At 67.6% G+C, this 25,905-nt stretch carries 26 protein-coding genes and 1 pseudogene; 19 read left to right on the top strand and 8 right to left on the bottom strand.

Going from position 1 to position 25,905, the window contains the following annotated elements; translation table 11 throughout:
- Positions 1-17: 17 nt before the first annotated feature.
- Entirely contained in the window at positions 18-1,955 is a 1,938-nt protein-coding gene (locus tag V0Z78_RS08675) for a DUF7527 domain-containing protein (protein ID WP_336344230.1), read from the top strand.
- Here V0Z78_RS08675 and V0Z78_RS08670 read toward each other — a convergent pair.
- Entirely contained in the window at positions 1,952-2,257 is a 306-nt protein-coding gene (locus V0Z78_RS08670; RefSeq protein WP_336344229.1) for a hypothetical protein, read from the bottom strand. The two genes, V0Z78_RS08675 and V0Z78_RS08670, sit on opposite strands and share 4 nt — an antisense overlap.
- Before the next feature lie 200 nt (positions 2,258-2,457).
- Here V0Z78_RS08670 and V0Z78_RS08665 point away from each other — a divergent pair, with 200 nt between their 5' ends.
- Together V0Z78_RS08665 and V0Z78_RS08660 are read left to right on the top strand one after the other, a co-directional pair.
- Positions 2,458-3,822, top strand: a complete 1,365-nt coding sequence (locus V0Z78_RS08665) for an adenylosuccinate synthase (RefSeq protein WP_336344228.1) — start codon at positions 2,458-2,460, stop codon at positions 3,820-3,822.
- A gap of 46 nt (positions 3,823-3,868) precedes the next feature.
- Positions 3,869-4,609, top strand: coding sequence for a hypothetical protein (locus tag V0Z78_RS08660; protein ID WP_336344227.1), 741 nt, complete (start codon positions 3,869-3,871; stop codon positions 4,607-4,609).
- A 45-nt stretch (positions 4,610-4,654) separates the two neighbouring features.
- Here the strand turns inward: V0Z78_RS08660 and V0Z78_RS08655 are convergent, their stop codons facing one another.
- A complete protein-coding gene (locus tag V0Z78_RS08655) occupies positions 4,655-5,221 on the bottom strand; it encodes a hypothetical protein (protein ID WP_409338684.1) in 567 nt (188 codons plus the stop codon).
- A gap of 138 nt (positions 5,222-5,359) precedes the next feature.
- Here V0Z78_RS08655 and fdhF point away from each other — a divergent pair, with 138 nt between their 5' ends.
- Both fdhF and V0Z78_RS08645 read left to right on the top strand, forming a co-directional pair.
- A complete protein-coding gene (gene fdhF / locus V0Z78_RS08650) occupies positions 5,360-7,495 on the top strand; it encodes a formate dehydrogenase subunit alpha (protein WP_336344225.1) in 2,136 nt (711 codons plus the stop codon).
- 60 nt (positions 7,496-7,555) lie between these two features.
- Positions 7,556-8,635 carry a CobW family GTP-binding protein gene (locus V0Z78_RS08645; RefSeq protein ID WP_336344224.1) on the top strand — a complete coding sequence of 360 codons (1,080 nt, stop codon included), beginning with the start codon at positions 7,556-7,558 and terminating at the stop codon, positions 8,633-8,635.
- Here the strand turns inward: V0Z78_RS08645 and V0Z78_RS08640 are convergent.
- Positions 8,632-8,784, bottom strand: coding sequence for a hypothetical protein (locus V0Z78_RS08640; RefSeq protein WP_336344223.1), 153 nt, complete (start codon positions 8,782-8,784; stop codon positions 8,632-8,634). The genes V0Z78_RS08645 and V0Z78_RS08640 overlap by 4 nt on opposite strands.
- A 135-nt stretch (positions 8,785-8,919) precedes the next feature.
- Here V0Z78_RS08640 and V0Z78_RS08635 point away from each other — a divergent pair, with 135 nt between their 5' ends.
- A complete protein-coding gene (locus V0Z78_RS08635) occupies positions 8,920-9,081 on the top strand; it encodes a hypothetical protein (protein WP_336344222.1) in 162 nt (53 codons plus the stop codon).
- A gap of 96 nt (positions 9,082-9,177) precedes the next feature.
- On the top strand, positions 9,178-10,035 hold the full coding sequence (locus tag V0Z78_RS08630; RefSeq protein WP_336344221.1) for a hypothetical protein: 858 nt from the start codon (positions 9,178-9,180) through the stop codon (positions 10,033-10,035).
- Positions 10,036-10,150: 115 nt separating this feature from the next.
- Here the strand turns inward: V0Z78_RS08630 and V0Z78_RS08625 are convergent, their stop codons facing one another.
- Positions 10,151-11,311, bottom strand: a complete 1,161-nt coding sequence (locus tag V0Z78_RS08625) for a glutathione-independent formaldehyde dehydrogenase (RefSeq protein ID WP_336345174.1) — start codon at positions 11,309-11,311, stop codon at positions 10,151-10,153.
- Between the two features lie 192 nt (positions 11,312-11,503).
- Here V0Z78_RS08625 and yqeC point away from each other — a divergent pair, with 192 nt between their 5' ends.
- A complete protein-coding gene (yqeC, locus tag V0Z78_RS08620; protein WP_336344220.1) occupies positions 11,504-12,217 on the top strand; it encodes a selenium cofactor biosynthesis protein YqeC in 714 nt (237 codons plus the stop codon).
- Here the strand turns inward: yqeC and V0Z78_RS08615 are convergent.
- Entirely contained in the window at positions 12,210-12,821 is a 612-nt protein-coding gene (locus V0Z78_RS08615; RefSeq protein WP_336344219.1) for a molybdenum cofactor guanylyltransferase, read from the bottom strand. The two genes, yqeC and V0Z78_RS08615, sit on opposite strands and share 8 nt — an antisense overlap.
- 100 nt (positions 12,822-12,921) lie before the next feature.
- Between V0Z78_RS08615 and V0Z78_RS08610 the strand changes: the two genes are divergently transcribed.
- Both V0Z78_RS08610 and V0Z78_RS08605 read left to right on the top strand, forming a co-directional pair.
- A complete protein-coding gene (locus V0Z78_RS08610; RefSeq protein ID WP_336344218.1) occupies positions 12,922-13,116 on the top strand; it encodes a methytransferase partner Trm112 in 195 nt (64 codons plus the stop codon).
- Between the two features lie 11 nt (positions 13,117-13,127).
- Positions 13,128-13,745 carry a DUF7524 family protein gene (locus V0Z78_RS08605; protein ID WP_336344217.1) on the top strand — a complete coding sequence of 206 codons (618 nt, stop codon included), beginning with the start codon at positions 13,128-13,130 and terminating at the stop codon, positions 13,743-13,745.
- Here the strand turns inward: V0Z78_RS08605 and V0Z78_RS08600 are convergent.
- The 3 genes from V0Z78_RS08600 to V0Z78_RS08590 form a co-directional block, all read right to left on the bottom strand.
- Positions 13,742-14,821: a DR2241 family protein gene (locus V0Z78_RS08600; protein ID WP_336344216.1), complete on the bottom strand. Its 1,080-nt coding sequence runs from the start codon at positions 14,819-14,821 to the stop codon at positions 13,742-13,744. The two genes, V0Z78_RS08605 and V0Z78_RS08600, sit on opposite strands and share 4 nt — an antisense overlap.
- Before the next feature lies 1 nt (position 14,822).
- Complete coding sequence (locus V0Z78_RS08595; RefSeq protein WP_336344215.1) at positions 14,823-15,698, bottom strand: CbiX/SirB N-terminal domain-containing protein; 876 nt, start codon at positions 15,696-15,698, stop codon at positions 14,823-14,825.
- Between the two features lie 70 nt (positions 15,699-15,768).
- Positions 15,769-16,554, bottom strand: coding sequence for a response regulator (locus tag V0Z78_RS08590; RefSeq protein WP_336344214.1), 786 nt, complete (start codon positions 16,552-16,554; stop codon positions 15,769-15,771).
- Positions 16,555-16,651: 97 nt separating this feature from the next.
- On the opposite strand from V0Z78_RS08590, the gene cysS reads away from it, so the two are divergent.
- The 9 genes and pseudogenes from cysS (at position 16,652) to V0Z78_RS08545 (ending at position 25,893) form a co-directional block, all read left to right on the top strand.
- The gene (cysS, locus tag V0Z78_RS08585; RefSeq protein WP_336344213.1) at positions 16,652-18,139 is read left to right on the top strand and encodes a cysteine--tRNA ligase; all 1,488 of its coding nucleotides are present in this window, start codon (positions 16,652-16,654) and stop codon (positions 18,137-18,139) included.
- Between the two features lie 68 nt (positions 18,140-18,207).
- The gene (locus tag V0Z78_RS08580) at positions 18,208-18,858 is read left to right on the top strand and encodes a DUF6517 family protein (protein WP_336344212.1); all 651 of its coding nucleotides are present in this window, start codon (positions 18,208-18,210) and stop codon (positions 18,856-18,858) included.
- 42 nt (positions 18,859-18,900) lie between these two features.
- Complete coding sequence (locus V0Z78_RS08575) at positions 18,901-19,539, top strand: DUF6517 family protein (RefSeq protein WP_336344211.1); 639 nt, start codon at positions 18,901-18,903, stop codon at positions 19,537-19,539.
- Between the two features lie 38 nt (positions 19,540-19,577).
- On the top strand, positions 19,578-20,219 hold the full coding sequence (locus tag V0Z78_RS08570; RefSeq protein WP_336344210.1) for a DUF6517 family protein: 642 nt from the start codon (positions 19,578-19,580) through the stop codon (positions 20,217-20,219).
- 380 nt (positions 20,220-20,599) lie between these two features.
- Entirely contained in the window at positions 20,600-21,973 is a 1,374-nt protein-coding gene (locus V0Z78_RS08565) for a CARDB domain-containing protein (RefSeq protein WP_336344209.1), read from the top strand.
- A 419-nt stretch (positions 21,974-22,392) separates the two neighbouring features.
- A complete protein-coding gene (locus tag V0Z78_RS08560) occupies positions 22,393-23,529 on the top strand; it encodes a copper resistance D family protein (RefSeq protein ID WP_336344208.1) in 1,137 nt (378 codons plus the stop codon).
- A gap of 218 nt (positions 23,530-23,747) precedes the next feature.
- Positions 23,748-24,044 carry a hypothetical protein gene (locus V0Z78_RS08555; protein ID WP_336344207.1) on the top strand — a complete coding sequence of 99 codons (297 nt, stop codon included), beginning with the start codon at positions 23,748-23,750 and terminating at the stop codon, positions 24,042-24,044.
- A 158-nt stretch (positions 24,045-24,202) separates the two neighbouring features.
- Positions 24,203-24,670 (top strand): annotated as a pseudogene (locus V0Z78_RS08550) (ATP-dependent DNA ligase); the annotation flags it as partial.
- A 314-nt stretch (positions 24,671-24,984) separates the two neighbouring features.
- Positions 24,985-25,893, top strand: coding sequence for an ATP-dependent DNA ligase (locus tag V0Z78_RS08545; RefSeq protein WP_409338730.1), 909 nt, complete (start codon positions 24,985-24,987; stop codon positions 25,891-25,893).
- The last annotated feature ends 12 nt before the right edge of the window (positions 25,894-25,905 follow it).

Below are 25,905 nucleotides of genomic sequence, written 5' to 3'. Positions count from 1 at the left end.
GGCCGTGACGTCCGAGCATGCGAGCCGAGACGGAAGCCCGAATCGAGCGGTGGGAGACGCGACCGACGGACGGCGGCTACGCCGGCCTCCACGCGCTGATCGAGGCGGGGTTCTCCGGCGTGATCAGCGCGGACGGAACGCGGCTGTTCGTGCTCGACGGCCGCCCGATCGGCCTGTTCGGCGGACCGATGGAGTCGTTCGAGAACGCACCGATCACCGCACACGTCACACCCCATCCGGCGCTTCCGATCCTGTTCGCGATGCAGGAACGGGGCGGAGAGACGACCGCCCGGTGCTACACCGACGACACGCCGCTCGCGGACGCCGCGGAGACGCTCGCCTCGAACGGCTTCACCGGCTACGTCGAACTCTCGGAGAACGTCCTCAGCGGCGAGTACTACGTCGTCTACCACCGAGGTCGTTCGATACCGGTGGCGTTCGTCGGCGAAGGTGATCGCCTCCTCGTCGATGACGACGCGCGGACGCGGGCGAACGAGGAGGTCGGGATCTACGAGGTGACGGCGGTCACGCTCGAGGAACTCGATCTACCGGAACCGCCGGGGGACGAGCCGGCGACGGCACGGCCGTCCCCGACCACGAGCGGCAGAACGCTTCGGGACGATGGGTCGATCGCCGACGCCGACGGTCCCGTCGACGCCACCGATCACGCTCACACCGAGGCAGCCGGTTCCGCCGCCGCTGGTCCGGCCGGCTCCTCCCCCGCCGTCGATCCTGACGGGGCCGACGGCCCGCCGGTTGCCAATGGCGACCCGGGCGGCCCCGACGACTCCACCGACCTCGAGACCGACGATTTCCGGGACGTCGATACCGTCGAGGACGGCGTCGATCGGACGGTCGCGGTCGACCGATGGGGATCGGTAGTGAATGAACCGGTCGAGGACCGGATCGCCGCCGAACGACGGTGGCGGGAGGCCGTTCGAACGGCCGCACCCGGGCCGGAGCGAGTTCGTGACGAGAACACCGTCGTCGGACCGGTCACCGAGACCGAACCCGGGACCCCGAGTGTGGCCGACGACCTCGACGAGGAGGCGAGTCGGGAGCCAGCGAACGAACTCGAGGTCGAACGACGGCTGCGGGAGGCCGCCGAGGCCGAGGCCGATCGACTCCAAAAGGAGGTGCTCTCGCTGCGTGAGCGCCTCGAGACGTTCGAGACGGCGGACGAAGCCGAGAGCTCCCCCGCGGGGGTCGAATCCGCGGAGGAGCTTCCGTCCGAGTCGATCGCACCGACGCGGGCGCTCTCGGGGACGGACCTGTTCGTCCGGTACGCGACGGCGAGCGGGCCGACCCTCGGGGACGCCCACTCGGACGGGGTCGATCGGGCGGCCGTCGACGGGAACCTCCGACTCGAGCGCCACACCGGGTTCGATCCGACGGGCGTGCGGGTCGGCGATCGACCCTTCGAGACGTTCCTAGAGGAGCGCGTCGAGCACCGCTTCGCCGACTGGCTGATCCGATCGCTGTCGTTCGACGTCCGCGAGACGGGACATCGAAAGGGGCTCGAACGACTCTACGACGCGATTCCCGAGATCGACCGGATCGACTTCGGCGGGATCGTCGACGTCGGCGAGGACGTCGGCACAGGCGAGGGGGAGAACCCGTCGTTCGACGTCGTTTTCCGGAACCGAATGGGCGAGGCGCTGATCGTGGCGGACTGTGTCGACTCGCGGGAGGCGGTCGGCGAGGAGCAGGTGGCGTCGCTCGTGACGGCGGCGACCGCGGCGAGGGAGGCCGGGGAGACGTTAGCGGGGGCGATGCTGGTGACGACGAGCTTCTTCGGTCCTGACGCCCTCGAGACGGCCGTGGAGGCAACGCGGTCGGGACTGCTCGGGAGGAACGCCCGCGAGAGCTACGTGACGATCTCCCGGCGCAGCGGCTATCACCTCTGTCTCATCGAGATGCGCGATGCGTTTCACGTCCGCGTGCCGGAACTCTAGCTCTCGACCTCGGCAACGCCGCCGATCTTCATCCCTTCGAGCTTGTCGATCGTCTCGTCGAGCTTACCGTCGAGTTCGTCGACGAACTCCTCGGTACGTTCCGTGGTGATCGCACCCTGGCTGGAGGGCTCGATCAGGTTCTCCTCCTCGAGGACCCGCAGCGAGTAGCGAACCTTATGGTGAGGATATCCGGTTTCGTTTGACATCTTCACGATGCCGATGGGTTCGTTCTCGATGACCATCTTCAGCACCTGAAGATGTCGTTCCAGCATGTCGACTTCCTTTTCAAGCCGGTCTATCATGGCACTTGTTAACTTGTCGTTGGTACTTTTAAAAGTTGCTGTCGGCGGTCGGGTCGAAGGTCGATACCCACTGATTATCGTGGGTGTGGTTAACGGTTCTGGTTCCCTGCCGTCACGTCGCGTTCGCCCGGAGATCGGTCGGTGACGGGTCAGGCGGATCGTAATCGGTATGACGGTCGGTCCGAAACCCTCTCCTCGTTATGACCGTAACGATCGTCGGCGCCCAGTTGGGCGACGAGGGCAAGGGCGGGGTCGTCGACCTCTACGGCGACCGAGTCGACGTCGTCGCCCGGTATCAGGGCGGCGACAACGCCGGCCATACCGTCGTCCACGGCGGCGAGGAGTACAAGCTCTCGCTCGTACCGAGCGGCGCCGTTCGCGGGAAGATCGGCGTGCTGGGCAACGGCTGCGTCGTCAACCCCGCGACCCTGTTCGAGGAGATCGACGCCCTTCGCGAACGGGGGCTCGAACCCGACGTCCGCGTCGCCGAACGCGCCCACGTCATCCTGCCGTACCACCGCGTCCTCGACGGCATCGAGGAGGAGGCCAAGAGCGACTCGAACCAGAAGGTCGGCACGACGGGTCGAGGGATCGGTCCAACGTACGAGGACAAAGCCGGCCGCCGGGGGATCCGGGTCGGCGACCTGCTCGATCCCGACGTTCTCCGGGAACGTCTCGAGTACGTCGTCCCGCAGAAGCGCGCGCTCGCGGAGGACGTCTTCGGCGTCAAGACCGGCGAGGAGTTCGACATCGCCAGCCTCTACGAGCAGTACCGCCGGTTCGGCGAACGCCTCGCCGAGGAGGGGATGCCGGTCAACGCCGGCGACTTCCTCACCGACGCCATGGCCGACGGACGGACCGTGATGGTGGAAGGCGCACAGGGAACGACCATCGACATCGACCACGGCAACTACCCGTACGTCACGTCCTCGAACCCCACCGCTGGCGGTGCCGCGACCGGGACCGGTCTCAGCCCGGGCGTCATCGGCGACGGGGAGGTCATCGGCATCGTCAAGGCCTACCTCACCCGGGTCGGGAGCGGGCCGCTGCCGACCGAACTCGGGGGCGTCGCCGGCGACACCCCCGGCTACGACGAGCAGGGCGAGGGCGAGAACGAGGAACTCGCCGAGTACATCCGCGAGGAGGGCGGCGAGTACGGTACCGTCACGGGCAGGCCCCGCCGCGTCGGGTGGCTCGACGTCCCCATGCTGCGCCACGCAACCCGCGTCAGCGGCTTCACGGGGCTCGCGATCAACCATATCGACGTACTGGCCGGCCTCGAGAGCGTCAACGTCGGCCACGCCTACGAACTCGACGGGGAGACGATCGAGACGACGCCGACCACCACCGAGCGGTGGGCCGACTGCGAACCGGTGCTGCGGGAGTTCGACGGCTGGCCCGAGACCGACTGGGAGGCGGTCGCGAACGAGGGCTACGATGCGATCCCCGCGAACGCCCGCGCGTACCTCGAGTACGTGAGCGACGAACTCGGGGTTCCGATCTACGCCGTGGGCGTCGGTCCCGGTCGCGAGCAGACCGTCGTCGTCGAGTCGCCGTTCGAGTAGCGAGGTCTTCGGGTTCATATACCATCGAGGTGACATATGGCGTACGATGGCTGTGAACGGATCGAACTCCGGGACGCGCGATCGGGAACTCGAGCAATCGAACGTTGAGGTAGAGCCGACTGACGACCACGAACGTCGTGCGGAGGAGTTCTTCGGGTTGGAGGCGGCGCTCCGTCGGGTCGAAGGAGTCGAGGACGCTCCGGCGGAGACGCGAACGACCGGCACCATAACGGCCGTTCGACGGACGTCGGCCGTAGCCGTCCCCGAGACCTACCCCGACTCGATCGAAACGTCGGTAGTGCTCGCGTTCGACGTCCGGACGAACTCCGGAGACGAGGCGGTGATCTACGTCGAGTGGCCCGAGACGTTCACCGCCGAGACGCCGTTGGCCCGGTTGCTTTCGAGTCTCGACATCTCCCCGGGTTCGTTCGCGGATCTTTACGGGGCCGTCGTTCCCTTATCCCGGGTCGACGGACGGTACGTTCTCGATCTCCCGTCCTCACCCGCGACGGATCGATCACCTCGATGGGTGTACGCGATCGTCGCCTGCCTCGTCGGATGGGGAGTGGCCTGGCTCGCGAATCCCAGCGGCGGCCTCATTCTCCTCGTCTGGACGCTGCTGCCCCTCGCGACGTACCTCGATCTCGGGTACGTTCGTGAGGCGAGCGACTGGGAACCCCACCGGTTGTTCTGGCCCCTCCTGGCGGCCGTCTGGATCGTCAACGTTCCCGTCGGCGTGCTCTACCTCTACAAGCGAGTGCGCGCCCTGGGTCCCTTCTGGCGTTGATCGATCCTCGTCCCGGTCGTCGGGTCGGGAGGCGGTGAGAAACCGTTACTCCGAGCCCCCTCTGCCGATCCGCCAGAGCGCTCGATAGAGCGTCCAGAGGTCCACGTCCGCCTCCTCGGCGACGCGTCGACAGGCCGCGAGGAACGTACGGTACTCCTCGAGGGTAACGGGATCGGGATGGGGATCGTCCAGCTCGCCCGCCTCGTGAAGCGCTCCCCAGGTCCGTCCGTCGACGGCCACGTAGCGTCCCGGATCGATGAACTGGAGGAACGCGCTCGCGACGCGCAGGTCGACCCCCTTGAGCTCCAGCAAGCGGTCGACGCGTTCCTCGAGCCCCTCGGCGTTCGCAGCGCCCAGAACGGCCTCGCGGACCGCCCCGCGCTCGTTCTCGCCGAAGCGTTCCTCGCCCTCTCGGCGTCGATCGTCGGGGTAGGCACCGAGAAAGCGTCGGTAGTGCCACTGGACGACCCATTCGGCGTCCCGTCGGCCGAACTCGCCTCCGGCGAACGCCGCCGGATACGTCTCGACCGCTTCCTCCTCGACCGGGTACAGCGGCTCCTCCTCGGCGTACTCCTCGGCTTTCTCCACGACGATTGGACGGGAGAGGCTCACGCCGGTCGCCTGGAATCGGCGATTTCGAGCCCGAATCGGCGATCAGGATGTGGTGTCATTGTTTCGATAACGCGTAGGGATTAAGTGGCTGGTACCCCTCTACGTGGTTAATGGTAATAAGCCACGTGGTGATCGGCGATGGCGAGTGAGGAGCAAGAGCCGGTCAAGACGATCTGTCCCTACTGCGGCGTCGGCTGTGGAATCCAGGTCAAACCGGGCGAGGAGCCCGGCGACATGCGCTTCATGCCGTGGGGCGAGGCGCCGGTCAACGAGGGAAAGATCTGCATCAAGGGCGGTGCAGCCACGCAGGTCGTCGACCACGAGGATCGACTCACCGATCCGCTGATCAAGGAGGACGGCGAGTTCCGGGAGGCGACGTGGGAGGAGGCCTACGGACGGATCGTCGACGAACTCGAACGCATACGAGAAGAACACGGCCCCGACGCCATGGGCTTCTACGGCTCGTCGAAGACCATGAACGAGGAGAACTACCTCCTCCAGAAGCTCGCGCGTCGATACGGCACGAACAACGTCGACAACTGCACGCGGATGTGTCACGCCTCGACCGTGTGGGCGCTGCGGACGAGCCTCGGCGCGGGCGCGATGACCAACAGCATGGCCGACCTCCGGGAGGAGGCGGACGTCTTCTGGATCCAGGGTGCGAACCCCGGCGAACAGCACCCGATCGCCAACAGCGTCTACTTCCGACAGGCGGTACTCGACGGCGCGACCGTCATCCAGGTCGACCCGCACGCGAACAAGACGACGCGGTCGTTCAAGATCGACGAGACCGACCGCCACATGCACCTGCAGCTGAACCCCGGGACGGACATCCCGCTCCTCAACATCGTCCTCAAGACGATCCTCGAGAACCACGAGGAGAACCCCGACGAGGGGTGGATCGACGAGGCGTTCATCGAGGAGCGCACCGAGGGGTTCGAGCACCTGCAGGAGACCCTCGAGGGCTTCGACGCGGAGGCCGCCGCCGAGGAGTGTGGCGTCCCCCTGGAGGACATCCGGGAGGCGGCCGAGAAGTACGCCAGCGCCGAGAACGCCGCCATCTTCACCGGAATGGGGATGAGCCAGCACGCCTGCGGCGTCGACAACGTCCAGAACGAGATCAACCTCGCGCTGATCACGGGCAACCTCGGCAAGCCCGGGACCGGGGTCAACCCGCTTCGCGGCCAGAACAACGTTCAGGGGACGTGTGACGTCGGCGCGATGCCGAACGTCCTCCCCGGCTATCAGCTCGTCGACGACGACGAGGCCAGAAAGAGCGTCGAGGAGGTCTGGGGCTTCGACGTCCCGCCGGAGCCGGGCCTGACGAACGTCGAGATCTCACACGAGGCGGGCAGATCGGTCCACGGGCTCTTCGTCATGGGCGAGAACCCCATCATGTCCGAGCCCGACGCGAACAACGTCGCCGAGCGGTTCGAACAGCTGGAGTTCATCGCGGTCCAGGACATCTTCATGACCGAGACCGCGAAGTACGCCGACGTGATCCTGCCGGCGACGACGTGGGCCGAACGCGGCGGCACCGTGACGAACACCGACCGCCGGGTCCAGCGCATGCGCCCCGTCCAGAAGGTCCACGAGAACACGAAACACGACCTCGAGATCGTCTCGGAGATCGGTACCCGACTCTTCGGCGAGGACGGCGGCTTCGACTTCTCGGATCCGGAGGAGGTGTTCGAGGAGCTCCGGCAGGTCTGTCCGAGCTACCACGGGATGACCTACGACGCGCTGGGCGAGGAGGGGATCCAGTGGCCCTGCTACGAGGAGGGTGACGAGGGCGATCAGTACCTCTACGAGGAGAGTTTCGACACCGAGAACGGGCTGGGTCACATCGAGGGCGTCAGCCACACTCCGCCCGCCGAAACGCCGGACGAGGAGTACCCGCTGATCCTGACGACGGCTCGGCTCGAGGAACACTACAACACCGGGACGATGAGTCGTCGCTCGCCGACGCTCAACCGCCAGCATCCCGAGAACTTCGTCGACGTCCACCCGAACGACGCCGAGCGCTACGGCATCGAGGACGGACAGAAGGTGACGCTCCGCTCGCGGCGCGGCGAGATCACCGTCGAGGCACAGGTCACCGAGGACACCAAGGAGGGGGTCATCTGGACGACGCCGCACTTCGCGGCGGCCTCCGCGAACAAGCTCACGAACGACGTGCTCGACGAGCGATCGAAGATCCCCGAGTACAAGGCCGCGGCCGCCGAGATCGAGGTCGGAATCGAACCCGGCGAGGACGCGCCCGCCGACGACTGATCGCCCCGTCCCGTCCCGATCGGAGCCCACCGTTAAGTCCTCGCGGACCCACGTTCGACCATGACAGAGACCGTACCCGTCACCGTGGTCAGCGGCTCGCTCGGCGCCGGGAAGACCACGCTGATGAACCACGTCCTCACCAATCGGGAGGGATACGAGGTGGCGGTGATCGTCAACGACATGGGCGAGGTGAACGTCGACGCCGACCTCATCCGCCGCGAGGGCACGGACGAGGAGGGAATCGTCGATCTCTCGAACGGCTGTATCTGCTGTGAGCTCCGCGACGACCTGCTGACGGAGGCGAGGCGGCTCGCCGAGAGCCGCCAGTTCGACTACCTGCTCGTCGAGTCGTCCGGGATCAGCGAGCCGATTCCCGTCGCCCGGACCTTCACCGAGGGCGGCGAGGACGATCTCCCCGAGGGGTTTCATCTCGATACCACCGTCTCGGTGATCGACGCCGCGGAGTTCGAGCGGGCGTTCGACGCGGGCGAGGTCCCGGACGAGGGCTCGAGTACCGACCTCGACCGTCCGTTGACCGAGCTCCTGATCGATCAGATCGAGTTCTGCGACCTCCTCCTGCTGAACAAGACCGACCTCGTTGAGAAGGAGAAGCTGGAGGAGATCGAGGCCGTGATCGAGCGCCTCCAACCGCGCGCGGAGATCGTCCGGACGACCTACTCGGAGATCTCCCCCGAGCGAGTGCTGGGAACGGGCCGGTTCGATCTCCAGGAGGCCCAGCGCCACGTCGGCTGGAAGCGCGAACTCGCGAGCGGAGGGCATGGCCACACGCACCCGGCCGAGGAACTGGGTGTCGAGTCGTTCGTCTACCGACGTCGGGAACCGTTCCATCCCGAACGACTCGACGAAGCGTTCGAGTCGCTCTCGGGGATCGTTCGGGCGAAGGGGATCTTCCGGCTCGCCGGGCGCGACGACGTCATGGGGTTCAATCTCGCGGGCGAATCCATCAAGGCCGGACCGATCGGCGAGTGGCACGCGGATGACGAACGCCGGAGCGAACTCGTCTTCATCGGCACGGCGCTCGACGAGGACGGAATCAGAGAGACGCTCGACGAAGCGCTCGTGACGGAGGGGGAACGCGAGGCGGGGTTAGCGGACGTCGCGGACCCGTTCCCGTCCTAGTCCGTCGTCGAGAACTGCTCGCGGAGGTCGTCCCACGACTCGTGGAAGCCGTAGTTCTCCGCTTTCTTCCGGCTGCTCTGGTAGGTGACGTCGTACTGGAGGAGCTGATCCCACCCCTCGTGAGCGTTGTAGGCGCAGTACTTGCACATGACCGCGGCTACGGCACTGATCGACATAACGGTTGTCGCCGGGACGTTCGATCCATCGAGAGCGTGAACGGATCGCCGTCGATCCGAACCGGGCGACAGGTAGAGGTGGGTGCACGTCCGAGCACTCGCATACTCATGGACGCTCCGGACGAGCCCGGACTGCCGGAGGACGGATCGATCGTCGGGCGGTGCGAGCACTGCGACTGGAGCGTCGTCGTCGACTCCTACTCGGCGGTCACCGAGGCCTACCAGGACCACCTCCGGTCGGCACACCCGAGGGCGTGGCTTCGCGCCTGATCGACCAGCCGCGGCACGCCTCGAATCCGATCCGTACCGGACCCCTCCACGGAGAGGAGGCGCCTCTTTAAGGATCGAGTCACCGTACGAGCTCCCATGAGCTCGAACACGCTGGAGGAGCCGGACCGAGCCGTTCTCGAAGCGCTCGAGGGTCGACGGACCGACGCCGGGACGATCGAGTCGGAGCTCGACGCCTCGCGCGAGGCGCTCGACGAACGGCTGTCACGGCTGGTCGAGAACGCGCTCGTCGAGGAGGTCGACGACGGCGAGTACGAGCTGACCGAGAACGGCGAGCGCCTTCTCGAGGCGACGCCGGCCGGCGACCGAGACGACCGGATCGACACGCCCGAGGACATCGAACGATCCATCGAGGGGTTCGACCTCCGGCCCGACGAGGAGCGAGCCGTCCGCAGCGCGTTCTCCTTTCTCCGGTACTGGGGCGACGCGACGACGGCGGAGATCGTCGACGCCACCTACGGCGAGGAACCCGCCGGCTACGCGACGGCCGACCGCTGGTGGGACGACTGCGTCGAGAAACGGCTCGCGGCGCTCCCTGACGTCGATCCGCCGGCGGACGGAGCGGGGGAGTCGAGCGGCTCGATCGAGAGCCGGTGGCGATACACCGGCGAGACCGGCGTCGAGCAGCCCGATCGCGACGGACGCGAAGTCCGGGACGCCGGCGGCGAGGCGCCCTTCGGGAGCATTCGCCACGCTTTCGAGGAGCTCGACCTGACCGACGCGGAGCGGACGGCGGCGCGGGTCGCGTTCGCGACGCTCTCCGCGCGCGGGGGTGCGACCGCCGAGGAGCTCGCCGACGCCCTCTACGACGAGCACCCGGCGGGGTACGACTCGACCGACGAGTGGTCGAGCTGGCTGGACGCGACCTTCGCGGAGCTGCCCGACGTCGACCGCCGAGAGGACGGAAGCTGGGCCCACGATCCCGATCCCCAGTAACCGGCACTGGCCCGGCCGGGATCGATCGAGTGTCGACTGGGTTCGAATCGAACGGGGCGAACCGAAGAACGAAGAAGAACGGAGAGAACGCGCTGACGCGACGCGATCGACGGGACTACGGCTCGAGCAGCACCTTCGTGACGCCCTCCTCGCGCTGGTCGAACTTCTCGTACATCTCGGGCGCGCGCTCGAGGTCCTCGCGGTGCGAGACAAGGAAGCTCGGGTCCGCGCGGCCCTCGATGATCATGTCCCGGAGGTATCGGTTGTACCGCTTGACGTTGGCCTGGCCGGTGCCACACCGCAGCCCCTTCTCGAAGAACTTCCCGAAGTCGATGCCCAGCCGCCCCTGGCCGGCCATGGCGTCGGGTGCGCCCGGGTCAGAGGGGACGTACAGGCCCGGAATGCCGAGCTCGCCGGTCGGCCTGACGACCTGGATGAGCTGGTTGAGCACGACGGCGGGGTTCTCGCGGGCGGGGTCGTACGCGTCGTCTCCCGGATCCGTCTCGGGGTCGATCGCCTGATAGCCGACGGCGTCGACGCCCTTGTCGACCTCGTCGCCGTGGGCGTCGATGATCTGTTCGACGGGATCGGCGTCCTCGAAGTTGATCGGGGTGGCGTCGCAGTGTTCCTCGACCATCTCGAGGCGGCTCGGAACCCGATCGACGACGTAGATCTCGGCGGCGCCCTTCAGTTTCGCGCTGTAGGCGGCCATCGTCCCCACGGGGCCGGCGCCGAAGATCGCGACCGACTCACCCGACGTGAGGTTCGCGAGTTCGGTGCCGTGCCAGCCCGTCGGGAAGACGTCCGCGAGCAGGATGAACGAGTCCTCGAACTCCCGGCCCTCGGGGAGCTTCAGCGCGTTGAAGTCGGCGTACGGTACCCGGAGGCGTTCGGCCTGTCCGCCCTTGTAGGGACCCATCGCGACGTAGCCGTACGCCCCGCCGGCGAAGCCGGGATTGACGTTGGTACAGAACCCCGTATACCCCTCCTCGCAGTTCTGACAGAAGCCACAGGCGACGTTGAACGGCAGGACGATCCGATCGCCCTCCTCCAGGGTGGTCACCCCCTCGCCGACCTCGTCGACGATCCCCATGTTCTCGTGGCCGAAGACGATCCCCGGATCCGCGGCGGTTCGGCCCTCGTACATGTGGAGGTCCGATCCGCAGATGGCGGTCGTCGTGATGTCGATCACCACGTCGTTGGGATGCTGGATCTCGGGTTCGTCCACTTCCTCGACGGCGACCTCGTGCTCTCCTTTATAAACGACGGCGTCCATTGACATTTGGTATCTGACCTCGTTACCTGGAAGGAGTCCCTACATATGACCGTATTTATTGGTAACATACACTTAACCTCGGAAAACAACTGAACGGCAGGGTAGCACGCCGGCCACCTGACTGCACGGCGGTAGCGAGCGATCGGTCCACGCTGACACAACTGGTTTGAGCGCTACCGCCGTAGCCGTGGTATGGAGCTCGCCGAGTCCCTCGGCGCGACCGGGACGGTCTGCGTGGTCGGCGCCGGGGGGAAGAAGACGACGCTGTACGCGCTGGCGAACCACCTCGATCGGGCGGTCGTCACTGCCACCGTTCGGATCCCGATCTTCGACTCGCGGGTCTCGCGCGTCACGGTGACGGACGACCCCCTCGCGATCGTCGAGAACGCCACCGAGTGGCCGATGGGCGTCGTTCCGGAGCGCGAGGGCGATCGTTACCGGGGGTACGAGGTCGAGACGATCGACGAACTCGGCGAGCGGACGGACGTCCCACTGTTGGTGAAGGCCGACGGCGCGCGCACCCGTGAGCTCAAGGCACCCGGAGAGCGCGAGCCGCAGCTGCCACGGAGCGCTGATACCGTGATCCCCGTCGCGAGCGCGCACGTCGTCGGCGAGCCGCTCGACGAGCGGACGGTCCACCGCCCCGAACGCGTCGCCGCGCTGACCGGCCTCGCTATCGGCGACGCCGTCACCTCCGACACGGTCGCCACGGTGCTCGCGAGTCCGGAGGGCGGGCTGCGGGACGTCCCCGAGGACGCGAGAGCGGTCCCGCTGATCAACAAGGTCGACGATGCCGACGACGAGCGCGTCGCCCGTGAGATCGCACGCGGGGTCCACGAACGCGCCGACGTCGATCGGGTCGTCCTCGCGCGGATGGCCGACGCCGAGGTGGTGGACGTCATCTGAACCGCCGGGCGGCTTCCTCGAACTCCTCGCGGGTGTTCAGGTTCTCGAAGGTGTCGAGCGAGGCGTGTTCGAGGACCTCGCTCTCGTCGATCACGACGTAATTCAGGTGTTCGAGCGGAGCGATCACCTTCCGTTCGCCCTCGGCGAGCGCCCGTTCGCAGGCGTCGGCCATCGCCTCGGCCCGGTAGACGGCGTGGGTGGTCTGGAACCACCCGTCGCCCACCCGGGGAACGGCGGCGTCGTAACCCTGGGCGCGCTCGAACAGGCGGGCGACGAGCACGGGCTCGACGAACGGCATGTCGCAGGCGACGACGAACGCGTACTCGCTCTCGGCCGCCCGAAGTCCGGTCCGGATCCCCGCCATCGGCCCCTCGTCGGGGTCGGGGTCCTCGGCGAACGCCACCGGGTTCGGATAGGCCTCGAGCACCTCGCCGACCGCCGGGACCTGGTCGGCTCGACAGTTCACGACCAGTCGATCCGTGGTCGAGGCGAGCCGGTCGGCGACCCTGCGGATCATCGCTTTGCCCGCGAGCTCCGCGAAGGCCTTATCGCTGTCGCCGAACCGGGTCGAGCGCCCCCCGGCGAGGATGACGGCGTCGGACATGGTGGCGGTTCGTCTCAACCGCGTATAGGCGCCGCGAACCCGTCATACTTTTCCTACCCGCGTTCGTCGGTGCGATCATGCATCCCGCAGGTGAGGGTCTGTGAAGGAGTCGCTGCTCGACATCGTCTGCTGTCCGATCGACAAGGCCGACCTCGAGCTCGAGGCCGACGATCGAGACGGCGAGGAGATCCTCTCCGGCACGCTCGTCTGCACGGAGTGTGGCGAGCGCTACCCCATCGAGGACGGCATTCCGAACCTCCTGCCGCCCGACATGCGGGAGGACGCCACGGCCTGAGTGTTCCAACCGTGCCAGACACGCTGTCCGTCGACCTCAACCGCCGCTCGGTCCACTCGATCGAGGTACCGGAACGCTTCGAGACGAGCGATAGCTTCACCATCGAACTCACGAACCACGGTGAGGCGGCCCACGTCCACATCAACCTCGACGACGAGCTCTCGAAGGCGATCGCGATCGCCGACGGCAACCACTTCATCGAGGCGGGCCGCACCCGCACCATCGAGGCGTCGGTCGACCAGCGCACCCGTCCGGTCAGCGGCCGTCTAAAGGTCATCACCGGCTACGGCGCGGAGGCCGGCTACGTCGACGTCTCGTTGATTCCACCCACTCGGCAGGTCGAGAAGTCACCCGTCGAGGTCGACGAACGCCTGGCACACCCCAAACCCCGCGAGGGGTCCGAGCCGCGGAGCCGAGGGGGGAACCGAAGCCGGACCCGGACCCGGAGTCCCAGTCGGGGTCGCGACTCGGGTCTCCCCTTCCGGACGCTCGCCGCGGTCTCGATCGTCGTACTCTCGCTGCTGTTGGTCGTCGTCGGCGCGCTGCTCACCGGCAACCCCGCCGTCATCCTCGGGGTCGGGGTCGTCCTGGTCGGAATCGCCGGAGCGGCCCTCCTGTTGCAGGGTTAGCCGTGATCCTCGGGGTAGGTCGGCGTCCCCGAGAGCCCGTGTTCGTCCGTTCGACGCGCGCGTAGATACCGCGCTCGATACCGGTTGGCTCCCTCGTTCAGGTCCGCCTCGCGGATCTCCTCGACCCGCCCCTCGGCGACGGCGTCGACGATCTCCTCGAGCTGCTCCTTCTCGGTCGGCGTCAGCTCGAACTCGTAGCTGCGGGTCTCCTCGCGGCCGAGCGTGACGAACTTCCTCGCCGCGGTGACGAACAGCGAACACGGCTCGCGACAGGGGAACTCCCCCTTGCCCCGAGGGACGTCGAGCTCGGTCTCCTCGTCCTCGTCCCACATGCGCCGCTTGAGACACTGCGAGTCGACACAGCAGCTCTCGGTTGCGGCCTCGAGCTCCTCGACGGAAAGCTCGTCGACGACGTCGTAGATCCCCGTCTGGCGCTCGGCGGCCTCCCGGAAGTGGGTCACGTCGAGCGCCCCCTCGTTCTCGCGGTGCCAGTTCGCGATCGTCGCGGGGTAGACGAAGTCGACCGTTCGGACGAGGTCGTGGCCGTCGAGGTCCGGGTAGCTCCAGCCCGTCGGCAGCGTCGGCGCGGTCTTAAGCGGCCGGTATCGTCCCCGGTCGTCGAGCTTCACGAGCTCGCGGGCCGCGAGCGGGTCGTCGTAGCGGTCGAGGTCGCTCGAGGGCACGTCGATGTCCGCCTCGTGACGGATCGCGTACCGCCGTCGGCCGTCCTCGCCGAGGCGCGCCTCGAGTCGGAGCTGACCCCACGATCGGGCTACGCCGTCGGCGAGCGCCTCGTAGCGCTCGCGCACCGAACGCTCCTCGGCCCGTTCGAGCCACCGGAGGAAGGCGTATCGTGCCTCGGCGTCGCCGACGACGTGGTTCCAGTAGTGCCAGTTCGAGACGAACCACGGGTTCTCCTCGGCGAACGCCCGAAGCTCCTCGTCGGTCCCGATCTCGTCGCATCCGTCGCCGGCCGAGACGGCGTACCCGGCGTCCGCGGGGGTGACCGAGAGCCCGTCGAACTCGATTCCATCGGTCGCGGCCGCGAGGAAGGCGTCGAGCTGGGCGGCGTTCATCTCAGTCGCCCGCGACCTCGGCGTTCGCGTCACGCCGGACGCGGTCGATCGCGCCCTCGAGCGCCGCGCCCGCCTCGGCGGCGCGCTCGAGGATAACGTCGGCCATCAGTCGTTCCGTCCCGACCGCGCCGGAGTACCAGAGCCGGTGGCCGTCGATCTCCGTGGGGACGTCGTAGCCCTCGCGGTAGTCGTCGACCATCCCCATGTCCTCGGGGATGTCCTCCTGGGTGTGGAAGCCGTCCGCGATGAACAGCGGGACGACGACGACGTCGTCGCTCTCGAAGTGGTCGGTGACGTCGTCGACCTCCGGCTCCTCGTCCATGAACAACGCCTTCACTTCGTCGAACCGGTCCGCCTCCCGAATGCGTTCGGCGTGGTACTCGATCGCCTTTGCGCTGTTCTCGTTTCGATCGGTTCCGTGGCCGACGACGGCGAGCCCGAACCCCTCGCCCACGTCGGGGTTTCCGGTGACCGTCTCCGCACGCTTTGCGATCACGTCGCTCATCGAGTCGTGGGTCCCTACGGGCCCGCAGTAGTGGACCGTCTTCTCGACGTCGGTCGCCCCGTGGGTTGCGTAGCTCGCACTGACGCCGTCCCCGGACTCCCAGTTCTCGACGTCCCACCCGTCGAGACGTAGCTCGCGGGGGATCACCTGCTCGGTGAAGTAGCCCTCGCTGACGAACAGCGGGACGACGTAGACGGTGTCGCTCTCGAGGGTACGAAGCACCTCCCTGAACGAGGGCTCCTCCTTCCAGAACGCCTCCCGTACCTCGTCGAACGCCCCCGCCTCGCGGACCGTGTCCGCGTGGGCGAACGTCGGGGTCGACGAACCGGGGTTGAGATGCGACCCGTGGCCGACGATGACGAGCGCCTGCATGGACGGAGCTAGCGATGGCGTGGACATAGAACTGTCGTCTTCGAGCCCCCGCGATCCTCCGTGCCGTTCGTCACCGGCGTTCGCGGAGGTCGCGAAAGATCGCCTGGACCAGTCGTCGCCCGTCGAGCTCGACCGGACCGGCGCTGATCTCGACGGGAATACGGTGGCCGTCGTCGTGGACGACGAACAGGTCGCGGTCGTCGTGGATCACGCCGCGCGATTCGGCGTGCTCGGCGAAGATCCGCTCGTAGCGGTCGCGATCCTCCGGCGGGTGGAGTTCGGTCTGGTGGAGGCCACGAAGCTCCTCGCGCGGTCGTCCCAGCAGCTCGCTGGCGGCCTCGTTGACCTCGAGCAGCGTCCCCTCCTCGGCGTCGACGACGAAGATCGCGTTCGGCGCCGTCTCGAGGAGGGTGTCGTCTCTGACCCGCGTCTCCGCGAGCACCCGCTCGGTTCGGCGCTGCTCGACCGCTCCCCGGATCCGGTTCGCCAGCAGCTCGAACTGCTCGATGCCGCCGTCCTTCGAGACGTAGTCGGTAACGCCGACGGAGATCGCTTCGCTCGCGACCGTCTCGTTACCCTGGCCGGTGAAGAGGATGAACGGTAGGCCGTCGTACTTCTCCCGGACGCGAGCCAGGAGATCGAGGCCGTCGATCTCCGGCATCTGATAGTCACTCACCACGCATTCTATCTTCCTCGACGCCAGCCGATCGAGCACCGCGGCCGGGTCGTTCTCGGAGCGGAGTTCGATGTCGTCGTCGAGTTCCTTGAGGGTGGCTCGGGTCAGTCGCGTGAACGTCCGGTCATCATCGACGTGTAACACCCGGACGGGTTCCTCCAACGATCGCACCGACGTCATCGATCGAGGATCCGCATCCCGACGGCATAGTTGTTTGTGTCGGTCCTCCATACGGGTACCGACGGGTTGAAAGGCTCGCCGGGGCGAGTTCAGGGGGATGAGCCTGCACGTGACGAACACGCTCTCGGGCGAGCGCGAACCGTTCGAGCCACACGACCCCGACTCGGTGCTCCTCTACTACTGTGGCCTGACGGTGTACGATCCAGCCCACCTGGGCCACGCTCGCGCCTGGGTGCACGTCGACGTCATGCACCGGTGGCTCGAACACCTCGGCTACGACGTGCGCCACGTCGAGAACTTCACCGACGTCAACGAGAAGATCGTCGCCGAGATCGGCGAGAAGGGCGACTCGGAGGCCGCGATCGCCCGCGAGATGATCGGCGCCACCCTGCGGGACATGCGCTCGCTGAACCTGAAGCGCGCGGAGGTCTACCCGCGGGTCTCGGAGCACGTCCCCGAGATCGTCGACCTGATCGAGCGGCTGATCGACCGGGGCTACGCCTACGAGTCGAACGGCTCGGTCTACTTCGACGTCGGCGAGTTCGAGGAGTACGGGAAGCTCTCGAACCAGCGACTCGACGAGATCGAGTCCCAGGGCGATCCCGACGAGCGAGGCGAGAAGCGAAACCCCGCGGACTTCGCGCTCTGGAAGGCCGGCGAGGCCCACCCCGAGGAGGTCTCCGAGCAGGGCTCGGAGGACAGCGAGACGGCCTCTCACGCTGGAGAGCCCGGCGGCCAGACCTGGGAGTCGCCCTGGAGCGAGGGCCGGCCGGGCTGGCACATCGAGTGTTCGGCGATGAGCATGACCCACCTCGACGAGTCGATCGATATCCACGTCGGCGGCCAGGACCTCGTCTTTCCCCACCACGAGAACGAGATCGCCCAGAGCGAGGCCGCGACGGGCGAGCAGTTCGCGAGGTACTGGCTCCACGTCCGACTGCTCGAGACCGGCGGCGAGAAGATGTCCTCGAGCCTGGGCAACTACTTCTACGTCGAGGACGTCGTGGACGCGGTCGGCGCCGACGTCGTCCGGATGTTCCTGCTCTCGAGCGCCTACAACAGCCGACAGGCCTACGGCGAGGACGCGATCGAGGAGGCCGAGGAGCGCTGGGAACGGCTCGAACGCACCTACGAGCGGGCGAGTGGGGCCGTCGATGGTCCCGACGCCCGGACGAAGGTCAAGGACGCCGACCTCCGTGAAACGATCGACGAGGCCCGCGAGGCGTTCGTCGAGGGGATGAACGACGACTTCAACACCCGCGAGGCGCTCGCGGCGCTGCTCTCGATCGCCACCGCCGTCAACCGCCACCTCGACGCTCGCGAGGAGTTCGACTACCGCGGGCTCCGTCGCGCTCTGGAGACGTTCGACGAACTCGGGAGCGACGTGCTCGGGTTCACGCTCGGCGACACGGGCGACGACGGTCGGGTCGAACTCGCCGGCGACCTGGTCGAACTGCTCCTCGAGATGCGCGAGGCGGAGCGCGAGGCGGGCAACTACGAGCGGGCGGACGCGCTGCGTGACGACCTCGAGGCGCTCGGCGTCACCGTCGAGGACGACGCCGACGGGAGCTCCTATCGCCTGTAACGCCCCGGCGTTCCGCAGTCTCCCACTACCCTACAAGCTTATTACATTTGAAATAATATGTTTTATGCATGAGAGTTACGCGCCGCGCGTTCGGCACCGGGCTGCTCGCCGGGGTAGTCGGCACGACCGGCTGTCTCGGGTTCGTCCGCAACGAGGAGCCGCTCACCTTCGAGGCGGTCGGCGCCCGTCCGACCGACGAGGCACTGGCCGAGACGGGCTATCGCCACCACGAGACCCGTTCGGAGACGATTCGGGAGGCGTTCGAGATCGCCGGCCAATCACGGGAGGTCGAACTGGTGAACGTCCTCGTCGAGTGTGACAGAGCGGTCGATCTGGGGACGGCCGGCCGCCTACGGGCGGCCGCGTTCATCGCGTTCGCCACCCCTCAGTTCGAGGCGTTCGGCCGTCGGTTCCACCCCGGCGATCGGATCAGCACGCGACGGCTCGCGACGGAGCTGAGTTCGAACTTCGACGAGCTCTCGATCGGCGAGGAGGTCGACGAGCGGACGCTCACCGTCTTCGGCGAGGCGGTCGACGTCTCGACGTTCGAGGGGCGGGCGGTGCTCGGCCCGACGACCCTCGAAGTCTACGTTCACCTGGGGGCGGCGACGAACGATGACGACTTCGTCGTCCTCGTCGGCGTCCATCCCCGATGGCTCGACGGGGAGTACGAGAACGTCGCGGCGCTCGCGGAGTCGCTATCGCCGACGACGGAGTGACCCGGACGCTTACTACCGGCCGACCCTAGTTCACCGTCACACATGCGTCTGGGACGCCGAGAACTGGGTGCGCTCGTCGCTTGCTCGTTCCTCGGCGCCGGCTGTCTCGAGGTGGTCCGTGGCGGGGAGTTCGCCGCCCGGCCGGCGACGGTCGACGAGCGGGTTCTCGCCGAGACCGACTACGAGCACTACCGAACCGTCGAGATCGAGGAGACCCGCACCGTCGGGACCGGCGCCGCCTCCCGCGAGATCGACGTCGTGAACGTCCGAACGGAGTACGACCGACCGATCGACCTCAGCCCGCTGGGAGAGACACGAGCGGCGGTGTTCGCGACGTTCGCCACGCCGAAGATCGAGGTGCTCGGACGGCCCTTCAACCCGGTCGAGGAGATGGGCAACCGGGAGATCGCGAGCGAGCTCCAGTCGCGCTACGAGGAGGTCTCGATCGATGCGGAGATCGACCGGCGGACGGTCACCATCCTCGACGAGGCGATCGAGGTCTCGAAGTTCGAGGGGCGGGCGACGCTCATGGGGGTGAGCTTCGGCGTCTTCGTCCACGTTGGCGTCGCCGAGACCGACGACGACCACGTCCTCGTGCTGGCGATCTACCCGCGCCCCCTGAGCGGCGAGGAGGAGACGGTCGTCACCCTCGCGGGGGGGATCACCGCCGCGGACCGATAGCACCGACGCTTTTGACGACGCGGCCGCTACTCGTAGCGATGACGACACGTCGGTCGGTACTGCTGGGCGCCGTGGCCGGACTGACGGCGACCGCCGGCTGTCTCGAGTTCGCGCTCGGCACGGCACCGCTCGAGACCGAGGCCACGACGGTCACGGTCGCCGACGGCGCGCTCGCCGAGACCGAATACGAGGTGAGCCGGTCCGACCGAACGGAGCGGAGCTACACGGTGACGGTCGCCGGCCAGCCGCGGGAGATCGAGGCGACGTGTCACGTCTCGGAGTACCGGAAACGCCTCTCGGTCGGCCCGCTCGAGGACGAGTACCTCGGGACGTTCGGCGTGATCAGCGCGCCGCGAACGGAGCTGTTCGGACGGACGTCCCATCCGCTGGAGGGGCTGGACGATCGGCGGCTGGTCGCGGATCTCCAGTCCGAGTACGATCGTTTCGAGACCTTCGAGCGGGTCGGGACCGACGCCGTCCGGGTTCTGGGCGATCGGCGAGAGGTCGCCGTCCACCGCGCGGAGGCCGTACACTCGGGCGAGTCGATCGACGTGAGCCTCCACGTGCTGTCGCTCGATCACGGCGAGGATCGCATCGACGGCGTCGGCGTCCATCCGACCAGCCTGAGCGGCGAGAGACAGCGGATACTCAGCCTGTTCGAACGAATCCAACACGGCTGAGACGCGCCGTCCTCGCGCGCCGACTGGTCGGCGACTCCGAGACGATGGTCGGGCCGATCACGATCGGGGCCGACCGACGGACTCTCGCTCGGCGTCGATCCGGAAAACGGAGGGACGGACGGACACTCGGTCGAACGCCACGAAAGCCACCCGGGGGAGGGAGCTTTTCCGTGCCAGAGCTGCTGACTATTAGTCAGCAATCAATGGTATGTTCGTTGATAAATATACCTAACGGCTTCGATCGCGCGCCAGTTATATAGGATCGTGGACAGGAACCGTGTCCGACGACCGACCGTTCACCGTCGAGATGGGCCCCCGTTCGAGAGGAGAAATGCCCATGGTCGTCGGGCACGGAGCTACCGAGGTCGAGGTACGAGGGAATGGACCCATCACAGAACGAACCCGCAGTCACGACCGAGGAAGCCGATGGACGCCGGCGACGTGAGGGCGGTTCGGCGGGAATCGACCTCCGGCGGAGACGCCTCCTGCTGGGCGGTGCGGCGGCCACCGTCTCGGCCGGCTGTCTGGGGTTCGGAACCGACGATCCCGCCGGCGAGAACGACGGCGGGAGCGAGAGCGAGAACGAAAACGCGAACGAGGGGACGAACCGGACGGCTTCGGATCCCTCGGTCACGGTGACGGACGCCACGGTCAGCGAGACGGAGATCACGGTCGAGGACTCGATCGAGGTGACGGGGACGCTCGAGAACCGGGGCGAACGGGAGGGGACGTTCCACGCGGAGCTTCGTATCGACGGGGCGATCGTCGATACCGAGGAGGTGACGGTCGAGGCGGGCGCGACCGAGTCGGTAACGTTCTCGGGCTCCTTCGCCGAGCCCGGCGAGTACGAGGTGAGCGTCAACGACGTGGAGGCGGGGACGGTGGTCGTCGAGCTGCCGCCGCCGGAGTTCGACCTCGTAGGTGCCTCGGTGAGTAGGACGACGGTCGCACCCGGCGAGACCATCGAGGTGGCGGCACGGATCACGAACGTGGGCGGCCAGGAGGGGACGTTCGGTGCGGAGCTCCGGATCGACGGGACGACCGTCGAGACGCGGGACGTGGTGATCGGCGCCGGGGAGACCTCCTCGGTGCGGTTCGAGTACGCCTTCGACGAACCCGGCACGTACGAGGTCGGCGTCGGCGAGGTGAACGTCGACACCGTGGTCGTCGCGCCGCCGCCGGAGTTCGAGATCACCGCCACCACGATCGACCGGACGTTCGTCACCGTCGGCGAGACCGTCGAGGTGGCGGCACGGATCGCGAACGTGGGCGGTCAGAAGGGAGGGTTCGTCGCCGAACTCGAGCGCGACGGCGACGTCATCGAGACGCGAGAGCTGTCGATCGCGGCAGGAGAGACGGCGACGGCGCGCTTCTCGGTGCGTTTCGACGAGCGGGGCGCCTACGCGCTGAGCGTCAGCGGCGCGGACGTCGACACCCTCTACGTCGCGGAGTGCTACGTCCCCGTCGAGGAGACGATCACCGTGGACGACCGCTCGTCGCACACCTACTCGTTCGATCTGAAGGAGAACGTCGAGGTGACGATCGGCTCCGAGACGCGCGAGGGCGTCGATCCGACGATCTCCGTCACCGGTCCGTCCGGCGGGTCGCTGGTCGAGGGGGTGAGCGACGACTCCGTGGACGGCTCGTTCACTACCGACGACGCGGGCACCCACCGGATCGTGTTCGAGAACGACGCCATCCTCCCGTGGCGCAACGGGACCTGGGACGTCAGGATCGAGATCTGCACCTGGTGAAGGCCGCCGCCCGATCTGCCAGTGTGGCGCGGGTCGCGTCGACGTTCGGCGGCCGAACGTACGCGCTCCTCTCTCGCTTCCCTCCTCGGAAGTCGTCTAGCCGGACCGCCGACTTCGTGACTGAACGCCGAGGAGGGAATCCGCGGAGGGGAAGGCCGGTACGCTTCGGTAAGGACGCGAGGAGCGCCACAGTGTCAGCCGACTAGTATTATGTGTGAAATGGTATATAGCGGAAAAATCAGCGAACGGGGTTTATCCGTATTTGTCGATAGCGTGTACTTGACCATGAGCGCAGATCCGATCAGCGGCTCGACGGGTACCGCCGGCCGGCCGGGATCGACGGCCCGCGGCGGACGAGACGGAGTGGAGACCTCCCCGGGGAAACCGAGGGGCTGCGAGCGAGGAGCGGAGAGGGGGAGATGATCCCAACGCTCGACCCGGGGACGCCGGCGCTCCGTGGCGTGCTGGTGGCGGCACTGATGCTCCTCGTGGGAGCGCCGCCGACCTTTCGGTTCGTCGTCTTCCCCGAACTGGAGCGCCAGGGTCTCGACACGGCGCGAGTGCATCACGCGGCTCTGACCCTCGTCGGGGCGGCGCTCGTCGCGGCGGTCCTGGCCGGCACCGCGCTGGCGGTCGGGAACGCACCGTCGGTCGACGTCGACTCGTTCGTCGCGTGGGCGGGCTCGACCGCGTCGGGTCGAATGTGGACGGCCTCGATCGTCGCCGCGGCCGTCGTAGGTCTGTCGACCGTGGCGCGCCACGCGATCCCCGATCGTACGTCCCGGAGTCTCTGGCTCGGAACGGTGTTCGTCGGCGCGCTCGCCATGCTCCTCGCGTTCTGCTGTACGCGCTACTCGGCGGCGGTCGAGAGCTCCAGCCTGGCCATACTCGCGAAGGTGGGGCACATGACGGGCGCCGCACTGTGGGCCGGCGGCCTCGCCGTCCTCGCAGTGCTCCCCGGACTGGTGTCGAGCGACTCCGAGACGGAGACGGCGGAGTTCCTCCTCTCGGCCACCCGCCGGTTCTCGATGATCGCCGTCGCGGGCGTCACCGTCGCCTTCGCCACCGGCACCGTCATCGCCGCGTGGCACGTGCCGACGCTCGCCGCGCTCGTCACGACCCCCTACGGCGTCCTCCTCTCGTTGAAGGTGGTGCTGGTCACGATCGCGGCCGGGATCGGCGGATTCAATCGATTCGTCCTCCACGAACGGATCGCCTACTCGGTGCGCGAGACGAACGACGCGGCGGTTCTGCCGGGAATGCTGACGATCGTCGGTCCGCGGATCGAACCGGCGGACGCCGTATCGACGTTCACCCGGTCGATCCGACTGGAACTGGCGGTGTTGGTCCTCGCGATCGGGCTCTCGGTGGCGATCACCACCGCCGTGGCGCCGTACGAAGTCCTCGAGCCCGCGGCGGCGGCCTCCGACGGGATCGTCGCGACCGTCACGTTCGTCGACTTCGGGCGGCTCCTCGAACTCGGTGCCGTCGCCATCGCCCTGTTCGGCTCGCTCACGCTCGGCTACGAACTGGGCGAGTTCGGCTCCGACGAGTAGGCGATGCTCACAGGGCTCGGACGAGCGACGGACTCGGCGGGATCGCGGGCGATCCGTGCTGGTCGGGACCTCGACCTCTCTCGGTGCTTGACAGGTGTCTGACGAACGTTCATAACGAACGAACACACAGAACGAACAGAACACCAGTGAGTCGTTGGCAGATACCGGATCGACCACCGCGGAGACGCGAACGATCGACGCGGAGACGGCTACCGGCAGTGCTGCTGGTCGTGGGGATCGCGCTGACCGTCCTCGGTCTGCTCGCGACGGTCGGGCCGCTCGCGCTCGATCTCGGGGGTACCGACGCATCTCCGTCCGACGGCTCGACGGACGATCGCACCGACACCGATGCCGGCGCCGACGAGAGCGATACGAGCGGCGACGGGACGATCGAAGACGGCGAGACCGACGGAGACGGAGGCGGGTCGTGGGAGACGATCGGCGGACCGATCTCGGAGGACGACCAACAGCGGCTCGGCGAGGACGCGAACCCGGTGAAGTGCCTCATCGAGTAGGTCGCCGTCGGTCGACCGTCCCGTTCGATCGGTGGAGGGAAATCGCAGTCGCGTCCGTTGGACGTATCGTGTAGTGGAGCCCCTCCGCGTGTCCCGTCCGCTCTCGCGGAATCCGGGTACAGCGTTTTACGCGCGCGATTCGTACCGACAGCCATCACATGCAGTACGGCGACCTCGTCGAGATCTATCGGCGGATCGAGTCCACCTCGTCGACCGACGAGAAGACGGCTATCCTCGCGTCGGCGCTGGAGGACGCGGCCACCGACGAGCTTCCGACGTTGCTCCCGCTGTTCCGCGGGAGGGTGGCGCCCGCGTACGAGCGGGTCGATCTCGGGATCTCCTCGAGCCTCACCACCCGGGCGATCGCCAAGGCGACCGGCGTCGACACGGAGGAGATCGAGGCCACCTGGCGCGAGACCGGCGACCTGGGTGCGGCCGCCGCCACAGCGGTCGAGAACCAGACCCAACAGACGCTGTTCACGACGGAGCTCACGGTAACGGACGTCTTCGAGACGCTCCGCGATCTCGTCTCGTACGAGGGCGAGGGAAGCCGCCAGCGGCGGATCGACGCCGTCGCGAAGCTCCTCTCGAGCGCCGACCCCGACGAGGCTCGCTACGTCGTCCGAACGGTGCTCGGACATCTACGGATCGGCGTCGGGGAGGGCACGGTTCGCGACGCGATCGCCCAGGCGTATCTCGACGGGAGCGAAGGGGCGACCGAGAGCGTCGAGTACGCCTACCAGGTGACCAACGACTACCCGCTCGTCGCGCGTACCGCCCGGGAGGCCGGCGAGCAGGGCCTCCGGGACCTGGAGATCGAGCTCTTCCGCCCGCTCCAGGTGATGCTCGCGAACGCCGCCGACTCCGTCGAGGACGGCATCGACTCGATCACCGACGACGACCGGACCGTGTTGGCGAGTACAAGTACGACGGCGTCAGGATCCAGATCCACAAGGACGGCGGGACGGTGCGCGCGTACACCCGGCGTCTCGATGAGGTCACCGAGCAGTTCCCGGACGTCGTCGAGAGCGTCCGTACGCACGTCACGGCCGACGCCTGCATCCTCGAGGGGGAGATCGTCGGCTACGATCCCGAAACGGGCGAGCTCACGCCGTTCCAGGACCTCTCGACGCGGATCAAGCGGAAACACGACGTCGAGGCGGCCGTCGAACGGACGCCCGTGATCGTCTACCTCTTCGATCTGCTCTACCTCGACGGCGAGTCGCTGCTCGAGCGCTCGCTCGACGAGCGTCTGGACCGACTGACGACGGTGCTCGATCCCGAACCGTGGGAGATCGAGCCGGCCCAGCATACACGCTTCGATCCAAACGATCCGGCCGCGGCCCGCGAGCTCTACGAGGACGCGCTCGCCGCGGGCCACGAGGGGCTGATGCTGAAGAACCTCGACGTTCCGTACCAGCCGGGTCGACGCGTCGGCTACATGCTGAAGGTCAAGCCGACGATGGAGCCGCTCGACGTCGTCGTCACCCGCGCGAAGTACAGCGAGGGACGGCGGCGGAACCAGCTCGGACGGCTGTATCTGGCGTGTCGTGACGCGGGGGCCGACGAGCTACGCGAGGTCGGCCGCCTGGCGACGGGCTACACCGACGAACAGCTCGCGGCGCTCACCGACCGACTCGAGCCGCTGATCACGGAGACCGACGGCCGGGACGTCGCCGTTCGTCCGGAGGTCGTCCTCGAGGTCGAGTACGAGGAGATCCAGTCCTCGCCGACGTACGACTCGGGGTACGCGCTTCGGTTCCCGCGGTTCGTCCGTCGCCGGGAGGACCTCTCGGTCGCCGACGCGGACACGCTCGATCGGATCACGACGCTCTACGAGAACCAATGACTCAGATGGAAC

It is taken from the genome of Halalkalicoccus sp. CG83, from assembly GCF_037081715.1.
Classification (GTDB): Archaea; Halobacteriota; Halobacteria; order Halobacteriales; family Halalkalicoccaceae; genus Halalkalicoccus; species Halalkalicoccus ordinarius.
The sequence above is the reverse complement of the archived record's forward strand: the minus strand, read 5'-3'. Positions and strand labels throughout refer to the sequence as shown.